We start from the raw sequence: 16,446 nt of genomic DNA, 5'->3' as shown, positions 1-16,446 counted from the left end.
ATGAGCTCACTAATATTTAATAATCAGTACCGTACAGAACCTTATAACCCTCCTGTGCAAGCGAAAAGCATAAGCCATTCTAAAGCGGCAACCGAATTGCCAGAAACGGCAATAAATAGCCAAGCTAATACTGTTAGCAGCCCTAAAAACCCTTCATATGGAAAAGACTTTTTAGAAAAAGCAAATGAAGCGCTTATTTATCAACGATTAGGTGTTGATAAAGATAAAATAGCTGAACTTAAGGCCGCGATTGAAAAGCTGACAGAAAAAATACAAGAGCAGGGAGGGGGGAATGACGAATTAGCAAAACAAATGGAATCGTTACAAAAAATGCTTGGACAAGAATATCAAAAAGGCCGTGAGTTACAATCTAAAACTCCGGATCACGATAAAGGTAAAATCATAAGCGCATTTGTATAAGTGGATTTTAAAAATGTCGGGTAGAAGACATTGTTACGTTGTGTTAACTGCTAAAGTAAATAATAAGATAATTATATAAAGTAAAGAAAATGAAAACACTGCAACAACAACTGGGCAATTATGGCTTATATCACCGTTCAAAACGCAATGTACTCACACACTTTTTTGGTATTCCACTCATTGTATACGCTGTATTGTGTTTATTAGCGCGTATTTATTTACCGGTTGCTGATCATGTTATCAATGGCGCTCATGTTTTTGTGTTAGCTACTGTGATTTATTATTTACTTCTTAATGTCTCACTAGGTTTGATAATGGCTGTTATTTTAGTAGTAATGAGTATAGCGGCTGCGCCAATTGCATCACTTAGTTTTACTAGCTGGTTAGCTGTTAGTATAGGTGTTTTTATTTTTGGCTGGGTTTTACAGTTTATTGGGCATTATTTTGAAGGTAAAAAACCAGCTTTTGTTGATGACTTAATCGGGCTTATCATTGGGCCATTATTTGTGCTTGTTGAGGCGCTTTTTTTACTCGGACTATATAAACAACTCGAGCAACAGATCACAGACATTGCGGGTCCTACAAAGCCTTAATAATAATCATAGGTAGAGCATGAACTTTAATAATAAAACGGTGTGGATCACCGGGGCATCATCAGGTATTGGTAAAGAGTTAGCGATACAGTTAGCACACTTAGGCGCTAATATTATTTTATCAGCCAGAAGTGCAGATAAACTAAATCAACTTTGTAGCGAGTTACCGGCTGGACAACACAAAGTAATACCTCTTGATTTATCACAACCTGAGCGGGTACTTGAGTATGTTGCAAATAGTATGGCTACGATTGGTAACGTTGATATTTTAATTAATAATGGTGGTGTGTCGCAGCGTAGTTTGTTTTTAGAAAATGACTTTATTGTGTATCGTCAACTTATGGAAGTTAACTATTTTGGTTTGATTGCGCTAACTAAAGCGGTATTACCGAGTATGGTTAAAAATGGCGGCGGCTGTGTAGTATCAATCAGTAGTGTCGCAGGTAAAGTTGGCTCTAAATTCAGAACCGGTTACTCAGGCTCTAAATATGCAGTCGTTGGTTTTATGGATTGTTTGCGAGCTGAAGTGGCCGATAAAAACATTCATTGTTTGACTATCTGCCCAGGCTCTATAAAAACGGCTATTGCTCATAATTCGCTTAATGAACATGGTATTGCGCAAAATAAGGCTGAACACTCTATTGAAAATGGTATGGATGTAACGGCTGCTGTGAAGCAAATGGTCAGTGCAATAGCTAAACGTAAAGATGAAGTGGTGGTTGGCGAGGGGATCAGTGGCTGGGCTCCGACTATAAAACGTTTCTTTCCTAGTTTTTTTAATCGTATGACAGCGAAAAAGAATTATCGTTAAACAAACGATGAATAATACCGTGCTGGTATGCATTAACAGCGGCTTTATAGTTTATAAATTAGCTATAAATTGATTTTTTTGCAGTATTAGTAAACAGTTGTGCGTAGAACGATGGGTTAGAATGTAGAAAAAACAGGCGATCGCTTATGATCTCGCTGGAATTGGTCTTTTATACTTGCACCGATAATTATATGCACTTAAAGTAGCTAAAATGATGTAAACGAGTGATGAATACTGTGGAACAAAAACAACTTAAAGAATTAACACCAGAAGAACAAGAACAAGCAAAGCAGCAAAGTATTGCATGGCAACGTGAGTGTTTTCAAAATGCACAAAAGCATTTAGCAGAGAAGGGCGTAATGCCAAAAACTTTGCTAGAAAAAGAAAGCCGCTTTATCGCTCCGTTATGTGCCCTATGGAAGTTTAAAGGCCAAGACGGTAAAAGTTATTGGGTTATCACCGGTCGCTTACCAACTGATCATGCGTTAGCATCAGTTGCCGAAAATGCGCGTGATGCGCTGCGATATTTTTCTCTGCAATGGCAGTTAAAAGCAGATCAAATTATGCAAACCGGTGGACACGATAAAACTAAAGTTGATTTTGCAAACCTACTAATTAATCGTGCGCATGGTATTTATGAAATGTACGAAAAAGAAGAGCTGTGGGCAAACGAAGTTAATTGACCTGAAAGCTTATTTGTAATTTTAACTTAAAGATTTTAATATAAAGAACAGCTTTAAAAATTAAAAAAGCGAACGTGTTATGTGGAGTTACACATTAATATGTTCGCTTTTTTAATGCCCATTGCGTTAAATTGGTGGTTTTTAACTCGCTAGGATGGCCATTTTTAATAACTTTTTATCAATGCACCAGTGTAAATGGTTTCGTATTGAATTTATTAATGGGGCATTGCATACGAAGCCGTGGAATACCTGCTTCCATAAACACACAACCTTGTTGTTCAAAGCCATTACGTTTAAATCGTTCTACCTCATTTAAAATACAATTAATGCTGACGCAATCACAACCCTGCTGTTGTGCAAGCTCAACAATATAATTCAGCAATGAACGATAGACGGAGCGATTACGGTGCTCTGGCAGCACCGCAATACGGCCAATAAGGCCATCGCTACATAATCGGCCTGTTGCAACTGGGCCTTGGCTGTCATCTGTTACCAGTATATGATGAGCATATCTATCAAGATTATCAAACTCGATATGTTTGGGAATATGTAGTTCACATACAAATACCCGCTCTCTGATCTGTTGTAGTAACTCCTTGCCTATATCCCATTCTACCTTGTTGATATGATAGCCCATACAAACACACTCCTAGCAAAACCAAATCCCCTCATTAATTAGTGTAGTAAAGGTTTGTATAAAAACTAAACTATTTTTTGAACTATTTAGTTGCTCTGCTGTCACCATAGTATGGTCAGTGAGTAATTTAACCGCAGTTAAGTCACTAACAGGGAGTGGGTAGTTTTCACCATTTACGCTGAGAAGTATTTCATTTTCAAAAACTTGATACAATGCACGGGTGCCACCGAGGCGCTCAAAAATCACATCATCATCATTCAATAGCTCAGCTATTTGTTCACTATTAAATAAATCTTCTGGCGGCATTAAATCCATTTCATGCTTAGGTTGACTAAGTGTATTACCTAACCAAGATTTAAGTAATGCGTCGTCATTTAGGGCCGCTTGCATTAATAGTTTAATGTTTTCGACTTCGCAAGCTTGGATCTCACCTTTAGAATCGCGCAATGTTATTGCAGGGTCTTGATAACGGCTATTTCCCGCTTCTTTATCAATAATGTGATCAGCAAAGTTTGATAATAGATCGCGTTGATTTGGTGCACGAAATCCGATCGAGTAGTTTAATGCGTTTTCTACAGCATAACCTTCATGTGGGCAGCCCGGCGGGATGTATAAAATATCGCCTGGCTCTAGGATGCAATCAATCACGGCTGGAAATTGTTCAACTTGTAATAAACTTTTATTTTGTGCAAATTGTTTTAGTTTATTATCTGGCATACCGACACGCCAATGACGCTTGCCTTCACCTTGAATAATAAATACGTCGTATTGATCTAAATGCGGACCGACTCCACCCCCAGGCGTTGAAAAGCTGATCATTAGGTCATCAATACGCCAATTAGGAATAAACCGAAATGGTTCCAGCAGCTGCGCAGCATTAGGATGCCAATGATCGACTGCTTGTACGAGTAGGGTAGAATGTTGCTCGGTTAGTAATTCAAAATCTTCAAATGGGCCATGATGCGCTTGCCAGTCATTATCATGATTAGTGATAATACGCGATTCAATGCTCTCTTCCATGGCAAGACCGGCAAGCTCATTAGCATCAAGCGGGTCGGCAAAGTCTGTAAACCCTTGCTTGATCAAGAGCGGTTTTTTTTGCCAATACTGTGTTAGAAAGTCTTGCTCGGATAAGTCGTTAATCGTTAATTGATACATGCTGCGCCCATTAAAATGAAAAAAGCGAAAGGCAAGAGCCTTTCGCTTTATAGTGTATATAAAATAAGTTGTCGCAGAAAGCTTAAACTAGGTTGTCGATAAACTCGACAGCACGACCAATATAGTTAGCCGGTGTTAGTTTTTTCATTTCTACTTTTGCTTCTTCCGGTAACTCTAAACCATCGATGAAGTCAGCCATGATCTCTTGATTTACACGTTTACCACGGGTTAAATCTTTTAGCTTTTCGTATGGTTTTTCGATACCGTATTTACGCATTACCGTCTGAATTGGCTCTGCTAGCAGTTCCCAGTTCTGATCTAACTCGTCAAGTAAACGTTGCTCGTTTACTTCTAACTTGCTTACACCTTTTAGGGTTGATTGGTATGCAATTAGCGCATAACCCATACCAACACCTAAGTTACGCAGTACTGTTGAGTCAGTAAGGTCACGTTGCCAGCGAGATACCGGCAGCTTTTGCGCTAGATGAGCGAAAATAGCATTTGCTAGGCCTAAGTTACCTTCTGAGTTTTCAAAATCAATCGGGTTAACTTTATGTGGCATAGTTGATGAACCAATTTCACCCGCAATGGTTTTTTGTTTAAAGTGATTTAGCGCTATATAGCCCCATGCATCACGGTCAAAATCTAATAAGATAGTGTTAAAGCGAGCAATCGCATCAAATAACTCGGCAATGTAGTCGTGCGGTTCAATTTGCGTTGTAAATGGGTTGAATGTTAACCCTAGGCTAGTTACAAATTGCTCAGCATGATTGTGCCAATCGTAATCAGGGTAGGCACTGAGGTGAGCATTGTAGTTACCTACTGCACCGTTGATTTTACCTAGCATTTCAACTTGTGCAATTTGGTCACGTTGACGCTTTAAACGCATATATACGTTGGCAAATTCTTTGCCCATAGTTGAAGGTGTTGCAGGTTGACCGTGAGTACGTGTCATCATTGGTACTGCTTTGTACTCAATGGCTTTTTCTTTAATTGCATTAAGTAGTTGATCACAGTAAGGAAGTAATACTTCGTTACGTGCTTCAGTGAGCATTAAACCGTGAGACAGGTTATTGATGTCTTCTGATGTACATGCAAAGTGAATAAATTCATTAATTGCATGTAACTCGGCGTTGTCAGCTACTTTTTCTTTTAATAAGTATTCAACGGCTTTAACATCGTGGTTTGTAGTACGCTCGATATCTTTTACACGTTGCGCATCGGCTTCGCTGAAGTTATCAACAATCGCGTTAAGTAAAGCATTGGCTTCGTCGCTAAATGCCGGTACTTCTTTGATCGCATCAGCTGCTGCAAGGGCTTGTAACCAACGAACTTCGACTGTTACACGGTATTTTATCAAGCCAAATTCGCTGAAAATACTGCGTAGTTCAGTGGTTTTGCTGCCGTAGCGACCATCCACCGGAGAGATAGCTGTTAACGCTGAAAGCTCCATAATAACTCCTAAATTTTAGTTTTGAACGATAATTAAATATGGTTTTTAGCAATGGCGATAATTCTTCTTTTCGCAAAGAAAAAGTGACGGCGTTTACCGCCCATTTGTCGCCATAATACTGCACTGCGAATACCTGCTAATAATAATGCACGTATTTTGTGTTGTACTAATTGCTGTTTTAGTAAGTCAGGCTTGCCATAAACCTGAATTCGGTGCCCTAGGGGGCTAAGCACCTTTGAATAAATATCGGCAAGAGCCGTAATAACAGTGTCATCAGTAATAGCAAAGTGATCAAGACGTCGCTTGATATCATCAATGCTTTTACCAAGCTCTGCTAAGCTACTTGCTTTTGCGCTCAGTGCACGCTCAAGTTGCATTAAACCGCCAACGTATTTGACGATTTCAACATCTTTCTTTTCACCTGCACTGAGTTGATCAAGTAAGATTTTATAACCATCTCTTAGATTCTCAGTGCCTTGATACACATCACTGGGTGAATCAGGGGAGGTTTGTACAATACTGGTTAATAGTTTTTCTAATTCGTAATCGTTGCTACTGCCGTACTGCGCTATTTTTTGAACTTGTTTAGCAACTTGGCACATGGCTGCTAATGCCATGACTTGGTGTTCATTCATTATTTGATCACCGAATCAATAATACCGCCACCTAAACATATTTCGTTGGCATAAAATACCGCAGATTGTCCTGGGGTTACTGCTTTTTGTGGTTCATCAAATAATACTCGGGCAAAACCATCATCGCCAACGAGCAGCGTACAGTTTAGGTCTTCTTGACGATAGCGAGTTTTTACCGTGCAGCGGGTGGTACCTTTTGGTCCAACACGATCAACCCAGTGTAATTGGTTGGCATTTAGTCCATTGCTGTAAAGACGCGGATGGTCTTTACCTTGACCAACAATCAATACGTTGCGTTCTAAGTCTTTATCTACTACATACCATGGTTCGCCAGAGCCTTCTTTCATGCCACCAATTAGCAAACCTTTACGTTGACCGAGAGTGTGATACATCAAGCCTTCGTGTTCACCAACATTGTTACCGTCTGTATCTTCAATAACACCCGGTTGTGCAGGTAAGAATTTTTGTAGGAAGTCTTTAAACTTACGCTCGCCGATAAAGCAAATACCGGTACTGTCTTTTTTATCGTGGGTAATTAAGTCTTGTTCTTCAGCAATGCGGCGCACTTCAGGTTTGGCAATATCACCAACTGGGAACAGCGTTTGTGCAATATGTTCATGACTTAATGTGTATAAAAAGTAGCTTTGATCTTTGTTATCATCAAGACCACGACACATAACGTATTTATCATCGCGTAATTCACGGCGTACATAATGTCCCGTGGCTATAAAGTCAGCGCCAAGCGCCGTTGCTGCAAATTCTAAAAAAGCTTTGAATTTGATTTCTTTATTACACATGATGTCAGGATTTGGCGTACGGCCTGCTTTATATTCAGCAAGAAAGTACTCAAATACGTTATCCCAATATTCTGCGGCAAAATTAACTGTGTGTAGTTCAATCCCCAGCTTGTCACAGACTGCTTGCGCGTCTTTTAAATCGTCGGCAGCAGCGCAATATTCATCATTATCATCTTCTTCCCAGTTTTTCATAAACAGGCCTTCAACTTGATAGCCTTGTTGTTTTAATAAATAAGCTGATACAGAAGAATCAACACCGCCGGACATGCCAACGATGACTTTAATGTGACTATTTTCGCTCATGGATAATTTCGCTTATACAGGTTGCTGTCATTTAAACTACTAGCGCATACGCGTATTATAGAGCTAAAAGGAGACACTCTGACAAATTACGCAGGCTATGAAAGGCCGCGATTATAGCAGTATACCCAAACCACCTCAAGATGCAGAATTCAGCGTTTCACAGGGGCTTAATATCAAGGCGTTACTTTGCAACAATGGCAGTCCCTTTTAATAAGTAACAACGCTGAGAGTAAGTGCCTGTGAAACGCCCAACGGGTTGGTTTAAAAGCGATTTATACTGCGTTATTGATTTTAACAATAGAACCACTATTACTTGCAATCAATGCCTTTACTAAATCGCTTTTAATTCCAACTGAAACTCGCATCTTGAGGTGGTTTGGGTATATAGACAGCCAAGCCACCAAAGATATGAGTTTTGTAGGGAACAGTTTCGTAGCCAAATTGGCAGGGAAGGTGTGGTTTTTAAGTTGTATTAAAAACGATGAAGTTTTTTGTAATGACGCTTGGCTGGTTAAGTTTCAAAAAACAGCGCTTGGATTTTGAAACTTAACTAGGGCGTTATGGCTAGGTAAAAATTATTCTACACCAATAAACCCACCGGTTTGGTGTGTCCACAACGCGGCATAAATACCATTTTGTGCCAGCAGTTCTTCATGGCTACCTTGCTCTACAATGCCGCCCTCATCAAGTACGATGAGCCGGTCCATTTGTGCAATAGTGGATAGTCGATGCGCGATGGCAATGACGGTTTTACCGGTCATTAAATCATCAAGACTAGCTTGAATAGCCGCTTCAACTTCAGAATCGAGCGCGCTGGTGGCTTCATCTAAAATTAATATCGGGGCGTTTTTCAGCAGCACCCGAGCAATGGCGATACGTTGGCGTTGACCTCCAGAGAGTTTTACGCCGCGCTCACCCACTTGGGCTGCAAAACCTTTGTTGCCTTTGCTATCTTCAAGGTCATCAATAACCTCTAGCGCTTTGGCTTGTTTAGCCGCTTTCATCATTTCTTCATCGCTGGCATCTGGGCGGCCATAAAGGATATTTTCTTTGACTGTCCGATGCAGTAAAGAAGTATCTTGGGTAACCATCGCAATGTACTTACGCAGGCTTTCTTGACTCACTTTTGAGATATCTTGGCCGTCGATGTTGATACTACCGCTATCAATATCGTAAAAACGTAGCAACAAATTAACGAGTGTTGACTTACCAGCGCCAGAGCGACCAACAAGACCTATTTTCTCTCCGGCTTTGATATTGAGATTTAAGCCATTGATAACAGCGCCGCGATTCGTTTCGTTTGCGGCTTTACCGTAGTTAAAATGCACATTATTAAAGTCAATTGCACCTGTGGTTACACTTAATGTGCTGGCATCAGGCAGATCATCGACTTCAATTGGGTTTGATAACGTTTTCATACCATCAGCGACAGTGCCGATGTTTTCAAACAAGCCACTAATTTCCCACATGATCCACTGTGCCATGCCATTTAAACGCAGTGCTAAGCTTACCGCAATTGCAATTGCGCCGGCACTAATGGCGCTCAGAGTCCATAAATACAAAGATAATGCCGCAACACTAAATACTAAAAAGTAGTTAAGCGTTTGAATGGCAAAATTTAAACTGGTAACTAAGCGCATTTGCTTATACACAGGTTGTAAAAAAACATCCATGCTGTCTTTTGCGTACTGCTCTTCACGTTGGGTATATGAGAACAATTTAATAGTCGAAATATTAGTGTAACTGTCAACTATTCGGCCGGTCATCTCAGAGCGAGCGTCTGCTTGCGAGCTAGCCACTTTTTTGAGCTTAGGTACATAGTACATTTGGATCAAAATATACAGAGCTAACCATACAAGCAAAGGAAGCATTAAGCGCCAATCGGCTTCGGCTACTAAAAACACCATAGCGCCAAAATAAACCACGATATACATTAATACATCAAGTAGTTTCATCACGGTTTCACGCACCGCGAGGGATGTTTGCATTACTTTGGTGGCGATGCGCCCTGCAAATTCATTTTGGTAAAAGCTCACACTTTGGCGAAGCAAATAGCGATGTGCTAACCAACGAATTGACATCGGGTAATTACCTAACAAGGCTTGGTGCAATATCGCAGAATGAAAAAACACCACGATAGGTAGGACAACAAGTAGCACTATCGCCATTTTTATGAGTTCAGATTTTTGCTCAACAAATAATGTTTCAGGGGTGTAGATACTTAGCCAATCAACAAGCTGGCCCATATAGCTAAACAGTGATACTTCTAAAATCGCGAGCAATGCTGCGCTTAGCGACATAAAAAATAGCGAGACTTCCATACCTTTAGTGTAGTGACGACAAAATGCAAATAGCGTCGCAGGAGGCTGGGTTGGCTTTTGTTCGGGAAACGGCTTGATCATCCGCTCAAATAATCGATACATTTTAATATCTTGAATAGCAAAAATGGCGTTAACTATATCACTGAAAAGCGACAAAAACAGGTTTGCATAATGATCTTTTTGCTTGTTTGTCGGTTATTACAAAACAACAGTGACTACCATTTTATTTTGCCAATCAGCATATCTTTAAACATCACCCAGTCTGCCCATAAGCTATAAAACGGGTATTTGAACGTAGCAGGGCGGTTTTTCTCAAAGAAGAAATGACCAACCCAGGCAAAACCATAACCAATAATGGGTAGCAACCACAACAGCATAAATTGTTGGCTATACAGCACATACAAAACGATAATAAGCACCAAAGAGCTACCAAAAAAATGTAACCGTTTGCAGGTAATATTTTTATGTTCTTGTAAGTAGTATGGGTAAAACTTTTTAAAGCTAGTAAATTCTGGTGTATTTTTCATATCACATATCTTGTTAATGCTATTGACTGGTTTTAAATATTTAGTTTTACATTTCTTTACAGATATTAGGCGCTTTGATCTCATACTACTAGACATACTTACGACAAATTTATACCGTTATGAGTCTAACAAATAATTAAAAGATCATAATCATGTTAAAAAAAGCCATTACTTGCGCGGTGTTAGTTGCGCTTTGGGGTTGTTCTGAATCGACATCAATATCAACAAACAATCAAAATAATGCAGCAGCACCGATAACTGCTAACCAATCTATCACTTACCCGGAAACAAAAAAAGGGACTGTGGTTGATCAGTACTTTGACGAGAAAGTGGCTGATCCATACCGTTGGTTAGAAGATGATATGAGCAGTGATACGGCTAAGTGGGTTAAAACACAAAATGAACTGACTTTTTCATATCTTGAAAATATCCCGTACCGGGATAAATTAAAAGCCAGCCTTGAAAAGCTAATGAATTACGAAAAAGTAACGGCTCCATTTACTGAAGGTGAATACACCTACTTTTATAAAAATGATGGCCTACAGAACCAATATGTACTTTATCGTAGTAAAGGCAAGGGCGAAGCAGAGGTTTTCCTCGATCCAAATAAGTTTAGCGAAGATGGTACAACTTCAATGTCTGGTCTGACTTTCTCTGAAGATGGTTCGCTAGCAGCTTATCAGATCTCTGAAGGTGGCAGTGATTGGCGAAAAGTCATTATTATTGATACGCAAAGTAAAGAGCAAATTGAAAGTGCATTAATCGATATAAAGTTCAGTGGTATTGCTTGGGTTGGCAACGATGGTTTTTATTACTCAAGCTACGATAAACCTAAAGGCAGTGAACTCTCGGCAAAAACTGATCAACACAAAGTGTATTACCATAAATTAGGAACTGCACAAACAACCGATGAACTTATATATGGTGGCTCTGAGGAACAAAAACATCGCTATATTGGTGCCTCGGTAACGCGTGATAATCGCTACTTATTGATTTCTGCTAGTGTTTCAACATCTGGTAATAAACTGTTTATTAGAGATTTAACCAAGCCAGACAGCAAACTTGTCACAGTGCTTGATAATACAGATTCAGACACTTACGTTTTAGATAACGACGGCAGTAAGTTATTTTTAGTAACAAACTTAAATGCGCCGAATAAGAAAGTAGTGACGGTAGACGCCGCAAACCCAACTGTTGAGTATTGGCAAGATTTGATCCCAGAAACAGATAATGTATTGAGTATGTCTAAAGGGGGGGATTTCTTTTTTGCAAAATACATGGTTGATGCCATTTCTAAAGTGCAACAATATGACAAAGCTGGCAAGTTAGTTCGTGAAATTAGTTTACCCGGTGTGGGTACCGCTCGTGGTTTCAGTGGTAAAAAAGAAAGTAGTACGCTTTATTATTCATTCGCTAATTACACAACGCCGGGCAATACCTATGCGTTTGATGTAAATACTGGTAACTCAGACGTTTACCGTAAATCTGGGGCGCAGTTTGATTCTGCGGCATATACTTCTGAACAAGTATTTTATAGTTCCAAAGATGGCACTAAAGTACCGATGATCATCTCCTATAGAAAAGATTTAAAACGTGATGGTACTAACCCAACTATTCTATATGGTTATGGCGGTTTTAATGCCAGCATGACGCCAAGCTTTAGTTCAACCATTGCTGCTTGGCTTGAGCAAGGGGGTGTCTACGCCGTGGCTAATATTCGTGGTGGCGGTGAATACGGTAAACAGTGGCATGATGCGGGTACACAACTTAAAAAGCAAAATGTATTTGATGATTTTATAGCTGCTGCTGAGTATTTAAACGCAGAGAAATACACATCAAGTGATTACCTAGCCGTTCGCGGTGGTTCAAATGGCGGTTTATTAGTTGGCTCGGTCATGACTCAGCGCCCTGAGTTATTTAAAGTCGCACTACCTGCAGTAGGCGTACTTGATATGTTACGGTATCACACTTTTACCGCCGGAGCTGGCTGGGCATATGACTATGGTACGAGTGAGCAAAGTAAAGAAATGTTTGATTACTTAAAAGGCTACTCGCCAGTTCATAATGTAAAAGCTGGGGTTAAATACCCAGCGACCTTGATCACCACAGGCGATCACGATGACCGTGTGGTGCCAGCTCACTCTTATAAGTTTGCAGCGGAGCTACAAGCCAAAGGTGCAGGGAACAATCCATACCTTATCCGTATTGAAACTAATGCGGGTCATGGTGCAGGTACACCAACCAGTAAAATTATTGATCAATATGCAGATATTTACGGTTTCACCCTTTATAACATGGGTATCAAATCACTGTAATTGAATAATATAAATAAAACACCGAAGCGATTGTTTCGGTGTTTTTAAGGTTGCGCAGTGGGACTTTGCAACGCAAGAGTATTAATTAGCTATTACTTGAAAAAAGGCGTTGGTGTGTTTTAAACGCATATTCGTCAGTCATACCACTTAAATAATCACAAATTACTCTGTGTGTATTACCATTTTGTTGTTGTGCTAGGCGAAACACATTTGCTGTGGTTTCAGGTAATAGTCGTAATGGTTCGCAGGCAAATGCTTCAAATAATTCAATAATTAATTTTTGTCCTTTAAACTCAATTTGCTGCATATGTGAAGCACGAATGAGTCGTTGATAAATAAATGACTTTAACGTCTCAAGTAAATGCTGATAACTGTGCGGTAATTCAACGGTGTAATTTAAAATTGGATTTTCAAACTCAAGTTCTGTGTGCACAATGGATGATTGAGTAATAAATAAGTTTACTAATTCCCCAATCACATCTTTACGTTGTGCTTCGCTACCTAAAAATAGCCGCTCGGTTAAGTTACTGTCGCTAAGCCACTCACATTGCACAAGCTCAAGTGCGGGTAAGGCATGATTTTGCCACTCTTTTAGGGTGATTTGCTCTGTTGCAATTGCGTCTTCAAGGTCATGTACGGCATAAGCGATATCGTCGGCAAGTTCCATAATGGCCGCATCAAGGGATTTAAAACTGGTTTTAGATCTAAACTCATCGACGGCCTTAAAATCGCCTAAGCGTTGTTTATCAGCGTCAGATAAAGGCGCTACAATCCAGTCAAAGGTCGCTTTATCATCCTTGTATAAACCTTTTGCTGGGCGCCAGTCGTCAGCTTTTATAAATGCACGTTGCGGATCATGATGTGGGATGGTGTGCCACAAGTCATCAATAAAAGCCGGGTATTTTATAAAGCCAAGCAAAGTACGGCGCGTTAAGTTCATACCATGACCATCACTGTATGGTTCAAGTCTTGAAACAATGCGCAGTGTTTGTGCATTGCCTTCAAAACCACCATGTTCACGCATCATGTAGTTAAGGGCAATTTCACCGCCATGACCATAAGGAGGATGGCCTATATCATGGGCCAAACAAAGCGTCTCAAGCAAACTAGGGTCGGGAAAATGTGTGAAGTCAGGGTGTTGTTTCTCTAAATGACGAAGTAAACCACTGCCAATTTGCGATACCTCTAAAGAATGGGTTAATCGTGTACGATGAAAATCATTTAGGCCAATCCCCATTATCTGAGTTTTAGCTTGTAAACGTCTAAATGCAGCTGCATGGATTATCCGGGAGCGGTCTACTTGCCATGCTGAGCGATTGTCATTAGGGCGAAACTTGTTTTGATTTATTATGCGGCTTTGCCAGTCTAATTTCATTAATGGGTATCCGGTAACTTCTTTAGCGTTTTTATGCGCTTAATTGTAGCCGATTTTTATAGATTATAAATCCTTCAAATGGGTATATTCGCCTTTATTGGAGTGCTTAGGTATAATGAATGGTCAGATGCGTGTGGATATACCATGCATAAACATTAGTTTTTTTGAGAGAATACATGCTTAAGTATCTATTTCGTTTAATCGTTAGCCTATTTTTTATTTGGGCATTGAGTTACCCATTTATAGAAAGGACGAATTCAACTATTGAGGGCGAAACAGCCTTAATCAAGCCACCAGTCAAAAAGAAAGAAAAGCCATTACATAACGTTAAGCTTCCTGATTTTAACGGCTTTAGTGATGTAAAAGAAAAAAAACATGCTTTTTTTAACTTTATTCGGCCGCATGTTGAGGCTGAAAATAAAAAAATCCTGCAGCAACGGGCAACGCTGGAGATTGCATTGATGATGGTGCAATACGATGAGCCATTAAGTCGCACGCAAACTAAGCAAGTTAAAACGATTTTAAACAGCTATAAATTACCAGAAACGATTGATAGTTTGTCTTTGCGTCAGGCATTACGTCGAGTTGATATTATTCCTAAAGAGCTAGCGCTGATGCAAGCGGCAAACGAATCAGCATGGGGAACGTCTCGATTTGCTCGAATAGGATTAAACTTTTTTGGTCAGTGGTGTTATAGCAAAGGCTGCGGTATGGTGCCTAATCGTCGTAATACTGGTGCAGACCATGAAGTGGCGGCATTTAAATCTGTGCGAGCAGCCGTGACTTCTTATTTTAAAAATATTAATACCCATGCAGCTTATAAAGAGTTACGTAGTATCCGCGCCGATTTGCGTTTACAAGAAAAGCCAATTTCAGCGACTAAGCTAAGTTACGGATTAATCTCCTATTCCGAGCGTGGTGAAGCGTATATCGAAGAATTAAATCAAATGATCAACCAAAATAGAGCTTACTTTGATGAATAACCCAGTACGTAGTATCAGTCATATTATGGCATTAGCCGTTGTACTAATAGCAACGTTTACTGTGCAAGCAAAAGAGTTTGTGGTTTCTTATGATGGCTTTTATGATCGTTTAAAAGTCGTCAATAAAGGTGATTTTCAATTTGCTCAGGTCAATTTTTACATCACCGACATTGCCAGTAATGACGAATGTTTAATTAAAACCGGGCGCATTATTACTGAGCGAGAGGAATTTTCACTTAATTATACTGAGCATGCTCAGCTTTTACTTCCTTTTGATAAACAACTTGATACAAATAAAGCTGTGGTGGTTATCGAGCCTCAAAATGAAAACCATGATTGCCAGTTAAAACTGCAAATTGAGGCGCGTGAGTTCAATAATAGTAATTTAAATAAACACCAGTTGTATCAGCTTAATGATGAGTTTGATGAATTATTATCGGATCTGTCGGGATTTTTTGTTAGCAAACTGATGAGCTTTTTATTGCCTGAACAACAAGGTGTGGTGCTGACTTTTGCAGAGCCAGTGACGATTGCCGATCCTGCTTTTGATTGCCAAGGAGCAATTTGTCATGTCAGTGTTACTGAGCAGTGGGAAGACGATAAAACAGCATTTACTGTGCCGGTGCCATTACTAAAAGTAACGCCATGGATTGCTAAGTAGTAAAAAACAGTTGAGTAAGCGCTGTTAACAGCAGCGCTTGATTTATGTTATTACTAATCAAGAGTAATCAAGAGTAATTAAAAAATATCCTTCCATATTTACTAATCAATGCCTATGAATAACCTTGTTTTTAGCCAATTGAGTTACACGCAGCCCAAAGCACGTTAAAATACAGTCATTATAGATTTAAAATAATTCCTTAGATATGAATAAAACCCATGTGATTGAATGCCTGCGTTTTGCTTTAGAGGCGCAACTTAGTACCGCGCAGGCTGCTGCAAAGACAGCCCATGACACCGCCACTCATGAAGAAAATATTGCTGAAAATAAATACGATACATTAGGCCTAGAAGCTGCCTATTTAGCGCAAGGGCAAGCACAGCGTGTGAATGACTGCCATTTGAGTATTATCGAGTTTGAAAAGGCATTTAAAATCGCTGTATCAAGTAAAGTTGCCATTGGTTCGCTGGTCTGTATCTGCGATGAAGACGAAAATCTAAAATGGTATTTTTTAGGGCCACTTTCTGGTGGTTTAAGCATTAAAATAAAAGACACTACAGTGTATGTTCTCACACCACTGTCACCATTAGGTCAATTACTGATGGATAAGCAACAAGGTGATGAGTTTAGTTTTACAATAGCGAATAAATCCACGTTATTAGAAATTATTTCAATAAGTTAGTGATGCTGAAAGGAGCTTTAACCAGCTTTTTTTGATCTTACTGTGGTTGATTAAATTTACTTATCTTAACGCTAAAAATTACTCGTTGGAAA

General features: G+C 39.6%; 16 protein-coding genes. 8 read left to right on the top strand and 8 right to left on the bottom strand.

From position 1 onward, the window contains the following. The 4 genes from H5183_RS00645 (at position 1) to H5183_RS00630 (ending at position 2,507) form a co-directional block, all read left to right on the top strand. Complete coding sequence (locus H5183_RS00645) at positions 1-420, top strand: hypothetical protein (RefSeq protein WP_182730631.1); 420 nt, start codon at positions 1-3, stop codon at positions 418-420. Positions 421-509: 89 nt separating this feature from the next. Continuing rightward, complete coding sequence (locus tag H5183_RS00640) at positions 510-1,013, top strand: DUF962 domain-containing protein (protein ID WP_145233124.1); 504 nt, start codon at positions 510-512, stop codon at positions 1,011-1,013. Positions 1,014-1,032: 19 nt separating this feature from the next. Continuing rightward, the gene (locus H5183_RS00635) at positions 1,033-1,824 is read left to right on the top strand and encodes an SDR family oxidoreductase (protein ID WP_145233125.1); all 792 of its coding nucleotides are present in this window, start codon (positions 1,033-1,035) and stop codon (positions 1,822-1,824) included. Positions 1,825-2,051: 227 nt separating this feature from the next. Next, positions 2,052-2,507 (top strand): DUF4826 family protein, encoded by a 456-nt coding sequence (locus H5183_RS00630; RefSeq protein ID WP_220493027.1) that lies wholly within the window; start codon positions 2,052-2,054, stop codon positions 2,505-2,507. A 178-nt stretch (positions 2,508-2,685) separates the two neighbouring features. Here the strand turns inward: H5183_RS00630 and H5183_RS00625 are convergent, their stop codons facing one another. The 7 genes from H5183_RS00625 to H5183_RS00595 all read right to left on the bottom strand — a co-directional run bounded on the left by H5183_RS00625 (position 2,686) and on the right by H5183_RS00595 (position 10,338). Next, positions 2,686-3,144 carry a GNAT family N-acetyltransferase gene (locus tag H5183_RS00625; RefSeq protein WP_145233126.1) on the bottom strand — a complete coding sequence of 153 codons (459 nt, stop codon included), beginning with the start codon at positions 3,142-3,144 and terminating at the stop codon, positions 2,686-2,688. A 12-nt stretch (positions 3,145-3,156) separates the two neighbouring features. Beyond that, on the bottom strand, positions 3,157-4,302 hold the full coding sequence (locus H5183_RS00620) for a cupin domain-containing protein (protein ID WP_182730630.1): 1,146 nt from the start codon (positions 4,300-4,302) through the stop codon (positions 3,157-3,159). 82 nt (positions 4,303-4,384) lie between these two features. Continuing rightward, entirely contained in the window at positions 4,385-5,755 is a 1,371-nt protein-coding gene (purB, locus tag H5183_RS00615) for an adenylosuccinate lyase (protein ID WP_145233128.1), read from the bottom strand. A gap of 32 nt (positions 5,756-5,787) precedes the next feature. Further along, the gene (hflD, locus tag H5183_RS00610; protein WP_149982535.1) at positions 5,788-6,390 is read right to left on the bottom strand and encodes a high frequency lysogenization protein HflD; all 603 of its coding nucleotides are present in this window, start codon (positions 6,388-6,390) and stop codon (positions 5,788-5,790) included. Further along, positions 6,390-7,490 (bottom strand): tRNA 2-thiouridine(34) synthase MnmA, encoded by a 1,101-nt coding sequence (gene mnmA / locus H5183_RS00605; RefSeq protein WP_145233130.1) that lies wholly within the window; start codon positions 7,488-7,490, stop codon positions 6,390-6,392. Before mnmA ends, hflD begins: the two co-directional genes overlap by 1 nt. A gap of 575 nt (positions 7,491-8,065) precedes the next feature. Beyond that, positions 8,066-9,913 (bottom strand): ABC transporter ATP-binding protein, encoded by a 1,848-nt coding sequence (locus H5183_RS00600; RefSeq protein ID WP_182730629.1) that lies wholly within the window; start codon positions 9,911-9,913, stop codon positions 8,066-8,068. A 113-nt stretch (positions 9,914-10,026) separates the two neighbouring features. After that, positions 10,027-10,338, bottom strand: coding sequence for a DUF962 domain-containing protein (locus H5183_RS00595; RefSeq protein WP_145233132.1), 312 nt, complete (start codon positions 10,336-10,338; stop codon positions 10,027-10,029). Between the two features lie 152 nt (positions 10,339-10,490). Here H5183_RS00595 and H5183_RS00590 point away from each other — a divergent pair, with 152 nt between their 5' ends. Continuing rightward, complete coding sequence (locus tag H5183_RS00590; protein ID WP_182730628.1) at positions 10,491-12,653, top strand: prolyl oligopeptidase family protein; 2,163 nt, start codon at positions 10,491-10,493, stop codon at positions 12,651-12,653. An 85-nt stretch (positions 12,654-12,738) separates the two neighbouring features. Here the strand turns inward: H5183_RS00590 and H5183_RS00585 are convergent, their stop codons facing one another. Further along, positions 12,739-14,028 (bottom strand): anti-phage deoxyguanosine triphosphatase, encoded by a 1,290-nt coding sequence (locus H5183_RS00585; protein ID WP_145233134.1) that lies wholly within the window; start codon positions 14,026-14,028, stop codon positions 12,739-12,741. A 176-nt stretch (positions 14,029-14,204) separates the two neighbouring features. Here H5183_RS00585 and H5183_RS00580 point away from each other — a divergent pair, with 176 nt between their 5' ends. From H5183_RS00580 to H5183_RS00570, 3 genes are all read left to right on the top strand, one after another. Beyond that, entirely contained in the window at positions 14,205-15,011 is an 807-nt protein-coding gene (locus tag H5183_RS00580) for a glucosaminidase domain-containing protein (protein ID WP_182730627.1), read from the top strand. Beyond that, on the top strand, positions 15,004-15,672 hold the full coding sequence (locus H5183_RS00575) for a DUF2987 domain-containing protein (protein WP_145233136.1): 669 nt from the start codon (positions 15,004-15,006) through the stop codon (positions 15,670-15,672). Before H5183_RS00580 ends, H5183_RS00575 begins: the two co-directional genes overlap by 8 nt. A 205-nt stretch (positions 15,673-15,877) precedes the next feature. After that, entirely contained in the window at positions 15,878-16,354 is a 477-nt protein-coding gene (locus H5183_RS00570; RefSeq protein ID WP_145233137.1) for a GreA/GreB family elongation factor, read from the top strand. Positions 16,355-16,446 lie beyond the last annotated feature (92 nt).

The sequence above is a fragment of the Pseudoalteromonas sp. SR44-8 genome (assembly GCF_014163635.1).
GTDB classification, from domain to species: Bacteria; Pseudomonadota; Gammaproteobacteria; order Enterobacterales; family Alteromonadaceae; genus Pseudoalteromonas; species Pseudoalteromonas rhizosphaerae.
Note: the sequence above shows the minus strand (reverse complement) of the source record. Positions and strands in the feature narration are given on the sequence as shown.

Bases quoted from the DNA above. Each gene is read 5' to 3' on its own strand.
- H5183_RS00645 (WP_182730631.1), top strand. From the start codon at position 1: ATGAGCTCACTAATATTTAATAATCAGTACCGTACAGAACCTTATAAC.
- H5183_RS00640 (WP_145233124.1), top strand. From the start codon at position 510: ATGAAAACACTGCAACAACAACTGGGCAATTATGGCTTATATCACCGT.
- H5183_RS00635 (WP_145233125.1), top strand. From the start codon at position 1,033: ATGAACTTTAATAATAAAACGGTGTGGATCACCGGGGCATCATCAGGT.
- H5183_RS00630 (WP_220493027.1), top strand. From the start codon at position 2,052: ATGAATACTGTGGAACAAAAACAACTTAAAGAATTAACACCAGAAGAA.
- H5183_RS00625 (WP_145233126.1), bottom strand. From the start codon at position 3,144: ATGGGCTATCATATCAACAAGGTAGAATGGGATATAGGCAAGGAGTTA.
- H5183_RS00620 (WP_182730630.1), bottom strand. From the start codon at position 4,302: ATGTATCAATTAACGATTAACGACTTATCCGAGCAAGACTTTCTAACA.
- purB (WP_145233128.1), bottom strand. From the start codon at position 5,755: ATGGAGCTTTCAGCGTTAACAGCTATCTCTCCGGTGGATGGTCGCTAC.
- hflD (WP_149982535.1), bottom strand. From the start codon at position 6,390: ATGAATGAACACCAAGTCATGGCATTAGCAGCCATGTGCCAAGTTGCT.
- mnmA (WP_145233130.1), bottom strand. From the start codon at position 7,490: ATGAGCGAAAATAGTCACATTAAAGTCATCGTTGGCATGTCCGGCGGT.
- H5183_RS00600 (WP_182730629.1), bottom strand. From the start codon at position 9,913: ATGTATCGATTATTTGAGCGGATGATCAAGCCGTTTCCCGAACAAAAG.
- H5183_RS00595 (WP_145233132.1), bottom strand. From the start codon at position 10,338: ATGAAAAATACACCAGAATTTACTAGCTTTAAAAAGTTTTACCCATAC.
- H5183_RS00590 (WP_182730628.1), top strand. From the start codon at position 10,491: ATGTTAAAAAAAGCCATTACTTGCGCGGTGTTAGTTGCGCTTTGGGGT.
- H5183_RS00585 (WP_145233134.1), bottom strand. From the start codon at position 14,028: ATGAAATTAGACTGGCAAAGCCGCATAATAAATCAAAACAAGTTTCGC.
- H5183_RS00580 (WP_182730627.1), top strand. From the start codon at position 14,205: ATGCTTAAGTATCTATTTCGTTTAATCGTTAGCCTATTTTTTATTTGG.
- H5183_RS00575 (WP_145233136.1), top strand. From the start codon at position 15,004: ATGAATAACCCAGTACGTAGTATCAGTCATATTATGGCATTAGCCGTT.
- H5183_RS00570 (WP_145233137.1), top strand. From the start codon at position 15,878: ATGAATAAAACCCATGTGATTGAATGCCTGCGTTTTGCTTTAGAGGCG.